Origin of the sequence: Anabaena sp. AL93 (genome assembly GCF_001672085.1) — a bacterium.
Taxonomy (GTDB): Bacteria; Cyanobacteriota; Cyanobacteriia; order Cyanobacteriales; family Nostocaceae; genus Dolichospermum; species Dolichospermum heterosporum.
Genome location: NZ_LJOU01000069.1, coordinates 1 through 14,294, shown reverse-complemented (window position 1 = coordinate 14,294; position 14,294 = coordinate 1). Strand labels below are relative to the sequence as shown.

The window sequence follows — 14,294 nt, the reverse complement described above, 5'->3', positions numbered from 1 at the left end:
TTAAGTAGGTGAACACAATAAAACCAAACTGTGTAAAGAAATTTAAAATCGCTGAAAACTTCTTTACTCTTGCCTTTTGCCTCTTGCCTCTTGCCTCTTGCCTTGCTATAACGACAATTTTCAACGCCAACCTACTTAGTGGTTAGTTGTCAGTAGCAAAGAAAAATTACAAAGTTAACCAGGGAAATTGACTAATGGAGGTGCTGCGGGTTCAACAGTTTTCCAACCGCTGTCAATGCCGTTTTCTATTTTTAGGGCATATTCGGAAGCTGCTTGGTTAGGGGCTGGGCTGGGTGTTTGACTCGCAGCTTTGCTTAACCACTGCTGATAGTTGCTAGGTGATTCCACAACGACCTTGGCTCGCATAGTGGCAAAGTATGTACCGCTATACTGAGAGTCAGTCAAATCATAAGTACCGGAGCGAATGGGGGTAAATTCAAAGTCGAGGTCGTTACCAGGAATAATGTCTTGTTTGAGGCGGAAAGCGGGGATATAAAAGCCGTGAAGTACATCTTCCGAATGGAGATTTAGACGGATACGGCTACCCTGAGGTAAATGCAATTCTGTACTGGTAACATTGCTTTGGGGATAATGAAACACCCAAGCCCACTGTTTAGCTAATACATCAATGTGTTCTAAATCCTCACCTGCTGAAACTGCTGAAACTTCACCCAGTGCAGCATCAGCGGTTTCTGTCTTCATCGGATTATGTAAATGGATCTGATGAGAAGGTCCCTGGATGCCCATTTCTTCGTAAACTTGGTAACTATAACCCGCAATCCATAACACCAACATAATTGGGATTGCCGTCCAAACTACTTCTAAAGTAACGTTACCTTCAATATGCGGACCATCGCCTAAATCATTGGCTTTCGCCCGATGGAAACAAATAGAATAGAAAAGAGTAGCAGTTACTCCCAGGAAAATCAAAGATCCTAATGTTACCAAAAAGCTAAATAAATCATCAATTAGATGAGATTCAGCAGCCCCTTGGGGAGGAAGCCAAGAATAAGCCTGTTTACCAATCCATAGACTAGAAAGAGTTACCGCAACTGCCCCAGTAACTATGGTCAAAAAGTTCAGAAATTGCCGAATTTTCATAATGGTCAGTTGTTAGTTGTCAGTAGTCAGTAGTCAGTGGTCGGTCGTTAGCTAAGAATTTTTACCGATTACCAATTACTAATCACCCATTACCGATTACCAAATATTTGATTGATGTCTTTTCCGGCTCTTAGTAATTTATCGGCTGTATTGTGAACACCAAAATCTGCTGCCAAGTGCGCTCCTAATGTGCCGTGAAAATACATTAGTAACATAATAATTACACCGACAACCAAGTAAGAAATTTGAACTTCTCTCTCTTCGTATTTGCCAATAACGTAACGTTGCCAACCTCTCCAAAAGGTCATACCGACAATCATCGCTAATAGCAATACGCCGCCCACACCATGCCACATCATTGTCGGCATTGCCAGCATTCCCCAAGGACTTTTGATATCTGCTGGTGGGGCTGCCAACAACATTTCATAAAAACCTGCACCAACCGTGAAAAATGTAATCACAGCCGCAGCAAAAATGTTGTACCAGCCCACATCAAATAATTGAGAACGTTCAACCTTAATTCCCAAAAACTTGAACAACCATTTTTCCACAGGAAAAAATACACCTAAAAGATCAAAGATAATGGCAATGATAAATAAACCTAATGTGAGATGTACCAAATTAGGATGAATCGGAATGGCATAAGGTAAACCATTTGCACCCATTTGGTGACTAATTTGGTCTAATAATTCTGAATTCATGGCAAGATTCCATCCTTTACCGCTTCCACAACAGGTACAGTATGTAAGCCATACACCCATACAAGTTCATCACCAAGATATACTTGAAACCCAACCAGCACTGTTAATAAAACTGCCACAGCTATGTAATGAAATGGAAGTTTTTTTGAGTTACGACTTCGCAACACATAACGCCAAGCTGTAATTGCAGCAATAATACCCGAAAGTGACCAACCGATAAGAGTATGAACATTTAATACTGATTTAGCCAGTTCGTAGGGTTTCGCTAAACCAGCTTCAAATTGACCAAAAATAATCGCCACAAAAATAGCTACTGTGGCAATACACATATTCCACCAACTCACCTCAAATAAGGTAGTTTTCCCAGTTAAATACCCAGCGACATCACAAAAAACAGAAAATAGAACCATCGCAATTACAAAGTGAACCACGATAGGATGTAAGGGATCTGGATATGGTAAATTATGCTCATTCAATGAAGTGAAAAAATCCAGCATTAAATTCTCCTAGACTTACTACTCCTTAGCCAAACTTGAATAATTGCTAGATACTCACTAACATCAATAAATTATTTGATAAATCTGCTGTGAGTTCGCTGCAATGTATAACCAAATAGCCAATTACTTTTGGTCAAGTTATTTCCTCATCGTGACAACAGCAATTATGGATGTAGCTAAACTAAATCACTGTTAGAGGTTGAATTTACTAGATGTAAATTTTTATGAATTGTCCAAAAAACTAAAAGCAGAACTTCTAGAATTAATGAGAGAGACAACAACAGATTTTGATCTTGGCTCTATTACAATATTTTTAAATCAAAACCAAATATTTTTATGTTTATTGATGTACAATTACAAATTATCACTTTGTAATTTAAAAGACCGAAATATATAGTTTTTACAGTAGGTATGATCTGGGTTGAATAAGATTTCAAGAATAATTAAACGCAGATTAACGCAGACAAAGAAAGATGATTCTGTGCAATATTCTCTCTCTGCGCCTCTGCGCCTCTGCGTGAGACAAAATGCAATTCACTGATCCAAAAATCGCCGTCAACTGATATTTGTATTTATACTAACCTAAATCCGTTCTATAAAACTTACCCAAAATTACCAAAGTCTAGACACATCTGGACAGCGATAATCTTAGTGTTTATTTCCTGCTTCATCGCGGTCTTAGAATGACTTCCAATCTTGTTTGCCCGCTCCACAGACAATCTCGGTAGAACTTACCGTTTCTGACCGTAGTTCCTAAAAAGAACCGCTACGCTACAGGGATAAAAATATCCACAAACCATCGGTCAATATTCTTAGCTGCGTTGAGGTCACGATCCTCTGTATGTCCACAATCAGGACAAACATAAACGCGGCTTTTTAATGGCATTTTATGACGATGATTACCGCAGTTAGAGCATATTTGCGAACTAGGAAAGAATCTATCTACAAGGATTAATTCACTGCCAAACTTCTCAGTTTTGTACTCTAATTGCCTTTGAAATTCATACATCCCACAATCTGCAATTGCACCTGCTAATTTGTGGTTCTTCAAAAATGCCTTAATGTGCAAATCTTCTATCTTAATTATGCTGTGGTTTTTAGCTAGATAGTAGGTTAATTTGTGAATAGAATCCTTGCGAATATTAGAAACTTTGGCGTGTAATTTAGCCAATTTTCTCACAGCTTTTTTACGATTATTAGACCCCTTGACCTTCTAGGTAACGCTACGCTGTAAACGTTTCATGCGTTTACTCATCCGGCGGTAGGCTTTGGGGTTTTTGAATATTTCACCATTACTGCAAACTGCTAACTCCTTTATTCCTACGTCAACGCCAATGGTCGGTCTGTCTGCAAGTATAGGAGGTTTTTCAACTTCGTATTTAACAGAAATAAACCATTTATCAGCCTGTCTAGAAATCACGCAATTATGAGTTACTGTAATCGGTAAAGGTTCTGCTAAACCTACCCAGCCAATTGACGGTAATTTAATTCTTTTACCATCGTTTTTAATTAACGGTTTCGCCTTAGTCCCTGACTCTAAATAAAAAGAATCGTGCTGTCCTTTTCTCTTGAATCGGGGTTGTTTCGATGTTTTGGAAAAACACCTATCCCATGCTTGGCGTAAGTCAGTTAACGCCTTTTGTGGGACATTTTTGTTAACTTCGTAATACCAAGCGTGTTCAGATTTAACCTCGGCGACTAACTTTTTATGCAAGTCAATCGCTGATGGTCAGAGGGAACAGGGAACGGGCAACAGGGAACAGGAAAAACTCATGTTTAAAAACATGAGATTGAAATAATGACACTGTTTTTTTCGTGCTACGCATCTTTTAAAAACATCCTTTTTTTGACTGAGCTTTAAACTCAGCAACTAAAGTTTCTTATTTGCTCCCAGTTAAGAGTTCCCAGTTAAGAGTTCCCTGTTCCCTGTTCCCTTCTTTTGTAATTTAAGTTTTTCGCCTTCTTTGCGAGTAGCTAAAATATCTATGATTTGAGCATTTGCCCAGTTGTAAGCGTGTCTAGCGACTCCAGAAGCCTTGCGAAAAGCTGTAATCTGTCGGTTATTTGGAATTAGTGCAGTTTTGAATGATAAAAGCATTGATTCGACCTTCAATGTTGTGCTATGATATCTAGTATATCAGACATATTAAGATTTGGCAATGCCTCGGATTAAATTTAAACCACAAAATCAAGTAGCCTCCGATAAATCACCCTTGCAATTTAAGGTTTTACCTGGAGTCAGGGAAAAAATTAAAACCGTCCCTGACACAGCAGCAACGGTTGAGGGATTTTGTTGATCAACTTATTGAAGACTCGGACAAACAGTAATATATGGATAGTTATGGGTAGAAATTATCAAGCTGTTTCTACCCCCAAATCCCTAATTAGCCTTGATAGGGATTATCCAGTCTATCTACAGAAACATTAACAGATAATGGTAGCCGACCGGGATTTAAGCGGGGTTCAGCCGCATAACCTACAGGTACTAAAACAGCAATACCTGTATCTGGGTCATTTTCTGCACCAATTATAGCTTTGACCTGTTCCTCAATCCAACCATTCATAAAGCAGGTGGATAAACCCAAACTTTCCGCTGCTAACACTAAATTTGTAGCAGCTATCATGGCATCTTTAATGGCGTATTCCCGGCGCTTGTCTCCTAAACTAGCCTGAAATTGCGGAATCGCACCTCTAAAATAATTAACTGTTCCCTCATTCCAAGCCCCAGTGGCTGCACCTTGCTCTAAAATGGGTGTTAAATCTTTTCCTCCCGCAGCAGCGTCAGCCGCGAAAACAAAGGTAACAGGTGCTTGAATAATTTGCTGTTGCTTCCAAGAAGCCGCACATAGTGCTTCTTTTTGGGCTTGGTCCTGCACTAAAACTATTCTCCACGATTGGACGTTAAAACTACTGGGTGCAGCTACGGTTAATTCTACCAGTTGCTTAAGTAGTTCTGGGGAGATGGGATCTTGTTTAAAGGTTTTGATGGAACGACGTTGTACTATGGCAGTAGGTACGTCTAATGCTTTGATTTGGGTATTTGAAGTCACGGTATTTTCCTCTGTTTTATCCTATGCGCTTAGGGTAACGCTTTTTTGTACGCATTTCAATTGATGGACTGTCAAGCAATCACCTGAATTTCATCAAGTTGATTAATCACTACATCTGCACCTCGAACATTATCTGCCCTAGCAATCCAAGTAATCCCAATACAGCCGGCAGCCTTAGCATGACGCGCCATTTGCATATCACCTATAGAATCACCTACCATTAAAGTTGCCGCTGGTGATACTCCCAAGGCTTGGCAAGCTTCTAAAAACAGCGTCGGATCTGGTTTACTCGGACCATCATCAACTCCCTTTTCCAGTTGCAAATAATCGCTTAATTGGTGAGTAGTGACAAATTTTTTGACCTCTTGAGTCGTTGCTGCTGACAGGATTCCTAATTTTAAACCCGCTACTGACAAAGACTTTAATATCTCTAAACTACCCACAAATAAAGGTGAAGGAGTTTTACCAACATATTGTTCAGCTTCTTCTAAAGCTTGACGGGCGATTTTTAAGGATTCAAACCATCCCCTGCCAGTTTCGGCAATGTAAGCTGCTGCTGCAACTTCTGTTTCTCTACGACTCGCTACTGATATTAAACCTGCTGGATCTAAGAAATTGCCATTAATCCCAAAAGCCATTAATAAAGGTTCGCCAATTCCAGGAATTTGTGCGTCTATCATCCGTGCCGCTTTTTGTCCTAATGTTCTTAAATATGACTCAGAATCTTCTAAAGTACCGTTTTTATCAAATAAAATTGCTTCAATATTAGAAAACGCAATGTTTTTACATTTAATAGTTGCCAAAATATCTCACCCCATTCATAATTAATTGCGAATTTTAGATTGTAAATAAAAAAAAAGAGGGGTTTCCCTCTTCATAATATACTTTAACAATCTGAGTTGTAATCACTGACAATTATCAATCTATGATTCAATAGCTGCGGGGATCTCTTCTTCAATCTCTGTGGCTGGGGGAATTTCTTCCTCAACTACAGTTTCCATAGGTGCAACTTCTTCAGCTACGGCTTCCACATCTGTAGCTTCCACAGGTGTAGTAATGCCTTGCTGTTTGGCAAGCAATTGTTCCCGATACTTAGCTGCCATTTCTTCGGCCTTATCGTAAACCAAATCACGGTTTTTGATCATGTCACCAGGTTCGGGTTCTAACTGTTTAGTAGACAGTGAAATCCGTCCCCTTTCTGCATCCAAGTCAATGATCATTACTTTCACTTCATCATTGACATTGAACACACTATGAGGAGTATCAATATGCTCGTGGGAAATCTCAGAAATATGTAGCAGTCCGCTCACGCCACCAATATCAATGAAAGCACCGTAAGGTTTGATACCGCGAACAGTACCAATAACCACTTCGCCAACTTCCAAACGGTTCATCTTCCGCTCAACCAGCGCTCGACGATGGGAGAGAACTAAGCGGTTACGCTCTTCATCTACTTCTAAGAATTTCAAAGGCAGTTCTTCGCCTACCAAATCTTCCTTGGGTTTGCGAGTGCTAATATGAGAACCGGGGATAAAGCCGCGCAGTCCTTCAATTCGCACTAATGCACCACCACGGTTGGTTGCGAAAACGCCAGAACGGACAGTAGCATCTTCTGCTTGTAACTGCCGAACCCGCTCCCAAGCCCGCATATACTCAATCCGACGAATTGAAAGGGTGAGCTGACCATCTTCATTTTCATCGGTAAGGATGAAAAATTCCCGTGTTTCGTTTGATTGTAAGACTTCTTCCGGGGCATCGACCCGGTTAATAGACATTTCTTGTATGGGTATATATGCTGCGGTTTTCGCACCTATGTCAATCAGAGCGCCGCGCGGCTCTATACTGAAAACTGTACCCGGTACGACATCTCCAGGGCTGAAGTGATAGTCGTATTTATCAAGTAGAGCAGCGAAATCTTCGTGGGTAAATCCAATTTCTGTAGCGGTTAAGTTCTGATTGACCATGCTAATGTGTTCCTGGGTCTAGTCTCCGTAAAGGTTTTGTCATAAATTCAGTTTATATGTAAGTAGTGGGAGGACAATTTCCACTTACATTGCTGTCTTATCCTAGCTTAGAATAGCTAGTCTTAACACATATCAACTTCCAGACATAAAATTATATCATATATGGCGGTGAATAGGGAATAGGTGACAGGTGACAGGTGACAGGGAATAGGGAACAGGGAATAGGGAATAGGGGACAGGGAATAGGGAACAGGGAATAGGGAATATCTGAGTTTTAATACCTAAACCAAAATATCCGCTGCTACTTATGATAGTAACAACGGATATTGTTAGTATATATTCCCTAATGAATTGGGAATAAGTAACCTATTTCTCTTTTTTCTCAAACCGGGGGGGTTCGCGGAAGGCGATCGCAAAAAAGAGTACACCTATTGCTAGGGTTAAAATCAAGATGTAAGCAACACTTTCCATATTTTTCAGATCCTGTCTGTTGAGCCAGTAATTTTAGTTTAACAAACCACAGAAAAAGCATGAAGTAGAAAAATCTACTTCACACCTCATCCAAGTTTTAAGCTTCCTTTCTCCGGCGAGTTGTCTTGTCACCCAGCTTCTGGAACAGACCCCATTCAACTTGTTCTTCTTCAATTTCCACACCGGCAAATACATCACGGTAGATTGTCCGTGAACCGTGCCACAAGTGACCAAAGAAGAATAATAGAGCAAATACAGCATGACCAAAGGTAAACCAACCTCTAGGAGATGTGCGGAATACACCGTCAGAGTTCAAGGTTTCTTTGTCAAATTCAAATATTTCTCCACCTTGAGCTTTGCGGGCGTACTTCTTCACATCAGCGGGATCTGTAAAGGTTTGACCATTCAGGTTCCCACCGTAGAAGCTGACTTTTACGCCAGTTTGTTCAAAGCTGTATCTAGATTCTGCGCGACGGAAGGGGATGTCAGCACGGATAACGCCATCTTTATCAGTCAAAATGACTGGGAAGGTTTCAAAGAAGTTAGGTAGACGACGAACTGTTAATTCTCGTCCTTCGGCATCTGTGAACACAGCGTGACCTTGCCAAGATTCAGCAATACCATCACCTTTCACCATTGCCCCTGTACGGAATAGACCACCTTTTGCGGGGCTATTACCAACATAATCGTAGAAAGCCAGTTTTTCAGGAATCTGCGACCAAGCTTCGGTCAAAGAAGCACCTTCGGCAACGCTTGTTTGCACACGACGCTGAATTTCTTGGCGGAAGTAGTCTTGATCCCATTGGTAGCGGGTAGGACCAAACAGTTCGATGGGGGTAGCAGCGTTACCGTACCACATAGTTCCGGCTACTACGAAAGCAGCGAAGAATACAGCAGCGATACTGCTGGAAAGTACGGTTTCAATATTACCCATCCGTAGGGCTTTGTAGAGCCTTTCAGGAGGTCTAACTGTGAGGTGGAATAAACCTGCAACAATACCGACGATACCAGCCGCAATGTGGTGAGCGACTATACCACCTGGATTATAGGGGTTAAATCCAGCCGGACCCCATTCAGGGGCTACTGGCTGAATACTGCCCGTCAGTCCATAGGCATCAGATACCCACATTCCTGGACCAAATAGTCCAGTCTGGTGGAACGCACCAAAACCAAAACAAAGTAAACCGGATAAGAACAGGTGAATACCAAACATTTTTGGCAAGTCTAGTGCAGGTTCACCGGTGCGAGGATCTCTAAAGAGTTCCAAATCCCAGAAAACCCAGTGCCAAACAGCAGCCAAGAATAATAAACCAGAAAGAACGATGTGAGCAGCAGCAACGCCTTCAAATGACCAGAAACCGGGGTCTACTGCTGTGCCACCAGTTACACTCCAACCGCCCCAAGATTCGGTTACGCCTAAACGTGCCATGAAGGGAAGTACGAACATCCCTTGTCGCCACATGGGGTTGAGAACTGGATCACTAGGGTTATAAACGGCTAGTTCGTACAGTGCCATTGAACCTGCCCAGCCAGCTACTAAAGCTGTGTGCATTAAGTGTACAGAAATTAGCCGACCTGGATCGTTGAGAACGACTGTATGTACTCGATACCAAGGTAGTCCCATTGACTAACAAGCCTCCTGGATAGTTATGTTTACAAAGCAATTTTCTTACTGAGGTTCTGCATGACGGAAAGCGTCAATTAGAACAATCTCTGAGTTTTTTTATTGCTGATTTTGAGTTTGGCAATACTGACGCACTACCATAGTTTGAGTTCTTTTGTCAAGAACTGGCTGTTTGAGTGTTTGGGTAATTGCTAAACAAAAATGAGAATATTTTAAAAAGTGTAACTATTGATGGAACGCTTTGCAAGCGTTTCTATTGCTGGAGTTACGTAGCTTGTGGCTTAAATATCGCTATCAGTCCCCAGAAATGCTGGTTATAACCTGATCTATTGGGAAGGCTGAAGTTTTTTAAGGCCACTATTCCAGGATAAAACTAAATTGGGGTTTTGTTCGGCGAACTGCTGGCAGCAGCGCTTGGCGATCGCTCATCGAGAAACTACAGATTTTATTTTAGACTTGCTATTCTTAAGTGTTTGCGGATATTTCCAAAATGTGACTTGCCTTTTTAATATCTATATGCTGAAATAAGTATTAATTATGATGTCTTTCATGGCAGCATACAAAATTTAACTGCAATTATTTCTTAGTGGGACTTAATTTTTCCTATTCCCTAAAAATACTACACAGAACTGGATCTCAATTTCAGATACCAGTGTCCAACTTGGCTAGAAATAAAAGCAAGTAAAAAATTTAGGAGCTTACCAAACAATGGCAGTTTCGCTAACTAAAGGACAACGAGTATCACTGGAAAAAGTCGCCCCAGGACTTACCGAAGTATTTGTAGGTTTGGGGTGGGATGTTAAAGTTGTAGATACTGGCTGGGATTTTGACTTGGATGCCTCCGTCTTTATCCTGGGAAGTAACGAAAAACTAATTTCTGATCAGCACTTCATTTTTTATAATAATCTCACCAGTCCAGATCCTGCCAAATCAGTTCAACACACTGGAGACAACCTGACAGGTTTAGGTGATGGTGATGATGAAGTCATTAAGATCAATTTACAAAAAGTCCCTACGGATGTCCACAAAATAGTCATCACTGTCACTATTCATGAAGCAGCAGGAAGGCATCAAAACTTTGGCCAAGTGCAAAATGCCTTTATTCGGGTTGTCAATGCTCAAAATGAAAAAGAAGTTATTCGCTATGACCTAGTGGAAGACTACTCCATTGAAACTGCATTAATCATGGCTGAACTCTACCGTAAAGACGGAGACTGGCGGTTAAATGCCGTTGGTTCAGGCTATCAAGGGGGATTGAAAGCTTTATTGGATCGCTTTAGCTAGGAGAAATTAAAAATGGCAATTAATCTCCAAAAAGGACAAAGAATTTCCCTTTCTAAAGAAGCCCCTGGTCTAACCAAATTGATGTGTGGACTGGGTTGGGACGTAGTTAAACGCTCTGGTGGCGGATTTTTTAGAAGTTTTGGTGGTGGTGGTCATGACCATGATCTAGATGCCTCTGTAGTTTGCTTGGATGCTAATGGTAAATTAACAGACAAAGAAAACATCATCTACTTTGGGAATCTTCAACATTTATCAGGATCAATCGTCCATACAGGAGACAATTTAACTGGCGCTGGTGATGGTGATGACGAAGTAATCATTATTGATTTACCTCGCATTCCTGCTGATATTGCTAAATTAGTCTTCGTCATCAATATTTACGATTGTATTGCTCGTAAACAAGATTTTACTCAAGTTGACAATGCTTTTGTTAGATTGGTGAATGCAGCTAATAATAAAGAATTAGCTAGATATAACCTCTCTGGGAAAGAGTATAGCGGCATGACAGGAATGGTTTTAGCTGAGGTTTATCGCCACAATAACGAGTGGAAAATGGCAGCTATTGGTAATGGTGTTAGTGTGAATGGTTTAGCGGAACTTGTTACGTCTTATTGTTAAATAATGTCACTTTACGATCGCCTGAATTTAACCAAAAAAACTAAGACAAATCGTAAATTGCAAGTTCCCATCTGGGAACGGATTAACCTTGAAAGGACAGCAAAACCACGTTGTCAAGGTTGCCGTTCTCGGATTCAACTTGATTGGCGTGTGTGTCCATCATGTGGCACATTTTTAACTATTAAAGATCAAGAAATACGCCATTGTATCTGGGTAGATATTTCTGGAAGCATTAATACAAATGAAAACAATAGCACCATGCTAGAAATAATGGCGGATGCTTTGGCTAAAGTTTTTAGTGCTTTTAGGAGTGTTCATGTCTTTTTGACTTCAGATGAACCAGAAGAGAAAGAATGGCGGCGGAATTTTACTCATGTATATGTATTTGTAGATCAGCAACAGGTAGATTATTTAGGAATAGCCAGTTTTTGTCATCATCAAGTTACAGATATTGCTGGTGTTCGCATTGACCAAATTCTTCATACTTCCAATCAGGCTAATTTAAATTTAGGTCAATTATCTAATTTGATTGCTAATACTATCGCTCATGAAATTGGTCATACATTGGGATTAGATCATTCATTATTACCTACAGATGTCATGCACGATGGACTTGATCATCGGATTCACAGTTTAATGCCTCCTTCTTTTCATGTAGGACAGATTATTTCCATGAATAAAGCTATTCGTCAACATAAATCTAAAACTTAATTACAAATTATTTTCATGTGTATGATTTTGGCGGTGAATGAGTGCGATCGCGTGATCAACTTCTGCGGTTTTATGATTCCCCAACTTCAGCAAGAACGATTGCAAAACTTGAGTCAAGAATTACAATTTGCTATTAATACTAATAATCTCTCGTCAATGGAGTATCACAGTCAGGAAACTAGAAAAGACTGATGAGGTACAGCTAGTACAAGGTTGTATTCTCGCCATCCAACAAGCCAAAGCCGTTGCACCAAGCCAAACTAATGCCATGTCTGACAAAATCTCTCGGATGTTGAATGCAGCTACAGGTGATGATAGTAATGAAGCAGATCGTTTATGGCGGGAATTACAACCAGATGTATAACATTGGTTAAATCAAGAATTACCCAGTAATAGCATTATCACGGGACTTACACGATGAACACCAAAACTAAAATTGACTGTCCGGTTTGTGGGTATAAAGGAATTGAGAGCAACAGTTGTCCTCATTGTGAAACTGATGTTTCTCTAATCCGTTCCTTGGCAGAATTACCCCAGCGTCCGAAATCTTGGACAACAAGTATTGCCATTTTCATGCTGATAATAGGCATTACTATTGGTGCAGCAGGTAGTTTTTTTGCCCTGCAAACGGCTATATATACCGCAACAGTTCCTAAACCTACAGTTACTACTACTAATCTCACTCCTCCTGTAATTACTCCTGTAATTCCTAAACCAGCCCCACCACTAGCCACTTATACCGTAAAATCAGGAGATACTCTTAGTAGTATTGCAGGAAAATTTTGTAGTAAATCTACTGATTGGCAATTAATCGTTGCCGCTAATCCTGAATTACAAAAACGGGAAAATCAGTTAGATATAGATCAGGTGTTGAAAATTCCTAGTAGCTGTCAAAGGAAAAGCCCATGAAGATAGTTGAGGTCACTACTTTTCCACCCTTCGGGTTTTGCACGCACGAGTCGTTTTTCATCCCCTGTCTGTAGCACGAAAGATGGAACTGGAGTTCCTGTTTCTCAGGGGCTTTCAAACTTCCCAGTCTTTCTTGTAAAATAGGATTTCTCGACCGAGATTATTGACAATAGAATCAATAAGGGTGGAAATTGATATGTATCTTTTTATGTCTAAGTAGGTGAACACAATAAAACCAAACTGTGTAAAGAAACGTAAAATCACCCAAACCCTCTTCACTCTTGCCTCTTGCCTCTTGCCTTTTGCCTTGCCATAACGACAATTTTCAACGCCAACCTACTTAACAGGATTGAAATGGTTGCAGAGTTTTGGTTTCAAGGTACGTTGTCCCCCAGTTAGGTTTTTATACAGGTTGATTACCTTTCCTGTCATCTGAGATGATAACATCAAATATGATAAATTTATCACTGGGGGATAAATCCCCTCTTACAGCTTTCATCCCCGGCTGACAAGACATTGATACCTAAAAATTTTGGGGATTTTTAGGTATCAATTCCGGGGTTTTTAGCCTATCTTCTTATAAAATATTTAGAAGATTACTGTCAAGGTTGTCAAGAGCGTAATAGCCAAAATTATATTCAAGCCCAAATGTGGTTAATTAAAGCTTATCAAATGGGTGGACAATTACAAAGAGCGATCGCTCTGAGTCAAATTTTGCGTAATCATCCTCATTCCCAAATCAACATTTAGGCTAACAAAATTTTAGCTGTGCTATCTAAAGAGATTTCCCGTGCCTGATCTATCCCCCAACTATCTGATTAGCTTAGAATTACGAGAATTACTCGTACAAAAACTCGGCGTTCTGCAAAAAGACAATGTGTTATTACAGCAGTCTTTGAGAGAACAGCAAATTAAAACTACAGCCCAAACAGAAGATTTATTCTTGGAACTTTTAGAAGTTGCTGATGCCTTAGAAGCTTTATTAGACTATCTAGAAAACAATCCTAGTCCTAGTCCAGAATTTATAGAACGTCTACCCAGATCCATAGGTGCAGTTAATCGCAAGTTTCTCGGTGTTTTAGGAAAGCGCCAACTTTTACCTATAGAATTACAAAAAGGAACAGAACCAGATTTTAACTTATGTCGCGTCATTGACCGGGAAGAAAGAACAGATATCCCAGACCAAACAATTACTAAAATTGTCCGTCGCGGATTTCATTTAGGTGAAAAAGTTCTCCGTCCCACAGAAGTCATTACTGCTAAATCAGATAATGGTAATGGTGGTAATGGGTAATGGGTAATTGGTAATTGGTAATTGGTAATTGGGAAAATTCTTTCTCCCCCACTTCCCCCACTTCCCCCAC

17 protein-coding genes and 1 pseudogene are annotated in these 14,294 nt (G+C 40.3%); 8 read left to right on the top strand and 10 right to left on the bottom strand.

The genetic code is table 11. From position 1 onward, the window contains the following. Positions 1–174 precede the first annotated feature (174 nt). The 5 genes and pseudogenes from AN486_RS17755 to AN486_RS17735 form a co-directional block, all read right to left on the bottom strand. Positions 175–1,101, bottom strand: coding sequence for a cytochrome c oxidase subunit II (locus AN486_RS17755; RefSeq protein ID WP_190384267.1), 927 nt, complete (start codon positions 1,099–1,101; stop codon positions 175–177). A gap of 89 nt (positions 1,102–1,190) precedes the next feature. Next, positions 1,191–1,802, bottom strand: coding sequence for a DUF2231 domain-containing protein (locus AN486_RS17750; RefSeq protein WP_039199347.1), 612 nt, complete (start codon positions 1,800–1,802; stop codon positions 1,191–1,193). Further along, positions 1,799–2,299, bottom strand: a complete 501-nt coding sequence (locus AN486_RS17745) for a DUF2231 domain-containing protein (RefSeq protein ID WP_027401298.1) — start codon at positions 2,297–2,299, stop codon at positions 1,799–1,801. Before AN486_RS17745 ends, AN486_RS17750 begins: the two co-directional genes overlap by 4 nt. Positions 2,300–3,065: 766 nt before the next feature. Continuing rightward, positions 3,066–4,013: pseudogene (locus AN486_RS17740) on the bottom strand (RNA-guided endonuclease InsQ/TnpB family protein). A 180-nt stretch (positions 4,014–4,193) separates the two neighbouring features. Beyond that, a complete protein-coding gene (locus tag AN486_RS17735) occupies positions 4,194–4,397 on the bottom strand; it encodes a helix-turn-helix domain-containing protein (protein ID WP_290601863.1) in 204 nt (67 codons plus the stop codon). 61 nt (positions 4,398–4,458) lie between these two features. On the opposite strand from AN486_RS17735, the gene AN486_RS17730 reads away from it, so the two are divergent. Next, a complete protein-coding gene (locus AN486_RS17730; protein ID WP_168465765.1) occupies positions 4,459–4,596 on the top strand; it encodes a hypothetical protein in 138 nt (45 codons plus the stop codon). An 87-nt stretch (positions 4,597–4,683) separates the two neighbouring features. Here the strand turns inward: AN486_RS17730 and AN486_RS17725 are convergent, their stop codons facing one another. The 5 genes from AN486_RS17725 to psbB form a co-directional block, all read right to left on the bottom strand. Beyond that, the gene (locus tag AN486_RS17725; protein ID WP_290601861.1) at positions 4,684–5,349 is read right to left on the bottom strand and encodes a nitroreductase family protein; all 666 of its coding nucleotides are present in this window, start codon (positions 5,347–5,349) and stop codon (positions 4,684–4,686) included. Positions 5,350–5,420: 71 nt separating this feature from the next. Beyond that, the gene (locus AN486_RS17720; RefSeq protein ID WP_053538714.1) at positions 5,421–6,152 is read right to left on the bottom strand and encodes an HAD family hydrolase; all 732 of its coding nucleotides are present in this window, start codon (positions 6,150–6,152) and stop codon (positions 5,421–5,423) included. A gap of 120 nt (positions 6,153–6,272) precedes the next feature. Beyond that, a complete protein-coding gene (locus tag AN486_RS17715) occupies positions 6,273–7,313 on the bottom strand; it encodes a 30S ribosomal protein S1 (RefSeq protein ID WP_053538713.1) in 1,041 nt (346 codons plus the stop codon). 366 nt (positions 7,314–7,679) lie between these two features. Beyond that, a complete protein-coding gene (locus AN486_RS17710; RefSeq protein WP_027401293.1) occupies positions 7,680–7,784 on the bottom strand; it encodes a photosystem II reaction center protein T in 105 nt (34 codons plus the stop codon). Between the two features lie 97 nt (positions 7,785–7,881). Next, entirely contained in the window at positions 7,882–9,408 is a 1,527-nt protein-coding gene (psbB, locus tag AN486_RS17705) for a photosystem II chlorophyll-binding protein CP47 (protein WP_053538712.1), read from the bottom strand. Between the two features lie 708 nt (positions 9,409–10,116). Between psbB and AN486_RS17700 the strand changes: the two genes are divergently transcribed. The 7 genes from AN486_RS17700 (at position 10,117) to AN486_RS17670 (ending at position 14,224) form a co-directional block, all read left to right on the top strand. Continuing rightward, the gene (locus AN486_RS17700; protein ID WP_168636381.1) at positions 10,117–10,692 is read left to right on the top strand and encodes a TerD family protein; all 576 of its coding nucleotides are present in this window, start codon (positions 10,117–10,119) and stop codon (positions 10,690–10,692) included. Between the two features lie 12 nt (positions 10,693–10,704). Then, on the top strand, positions 10,705–11,310 hold the full coding sequence (locus tag AN486_RS17695) for a TerD family protein (protein ID WP_168636382.1): 606 nt from the start codon (positions 10,705–10,707) through the stop codon (positions 11,308–11,310). Positions 11,311–11,313: 3 nt separating this feature from the next. After that, the gene (locus AN486_RS17690) at positions 11,314–12,021 is read left to right on the top strand and encodes a zinc-dependent metalloprotease family protein (protein WP_081424185.1); all 708 of its coding nucleotides are present in this window, start codon (positions 11,314–11,316) and stop codon (positions 12,019–12,021) included. A gap of 15 nt (positions 12,022–12,036) precedes the next feature. Beyond that, positions 12,037–12,213 carry a hypothetical protein gene (locus tag AN486_RS17685; protein WP_199924408.1) on the top strand — a complete coding sequence of 59 codons (177 nt, stop codon included), beginning with the start codon at positions 12,037–12,039 and terminating at the stop codon, positions 12,211–12,213. Then, the gene (locus tag AN486_RS17680; protein ID WP_053538709.1) at positions 12,149–12,385 is read left to right on the top strand and encodes a hypothetical protein; all 237 of its coding nucleotides are present in this window, start codon (positions 12,149–12,151) and stop codon (positions 12,383–12,385) included. Before AN486_RS17685 ends, AN486_RS17680 begins: the two co-directional genes overlap by 65 nt. A gap of 53 nt (positions 12,386–12,438) precedes the next feature. Then, complete coding sequence (locus AN486_RS17675) at positions 12,439–12,930, top strand: LysM peptidoglycan-binding domain-containing protein (RefSeq protein WP_053538708.1); 492 nt, start codon at positions 12,439–12,441, stop codon at positions 12,928–12,930. A 790-nt stretch (positions 12,931–13,720) separates the two neighbouring features. Beyond that, positions 13,721–14,224 carry a nucleotide exchange factor GrpE gene (locus tag AN486_RS17670; RefSeq protein WP_053538707.1) on the top strand — a complete coding sequence of 168 codons (504 nt, stop codon included), beginning with the start codon at positions 13,721–13,723 and terminating at the stop codon, positions 14,222–14,224. Positions 14,225–14,294: the final 70 nt, after the last annotated feature.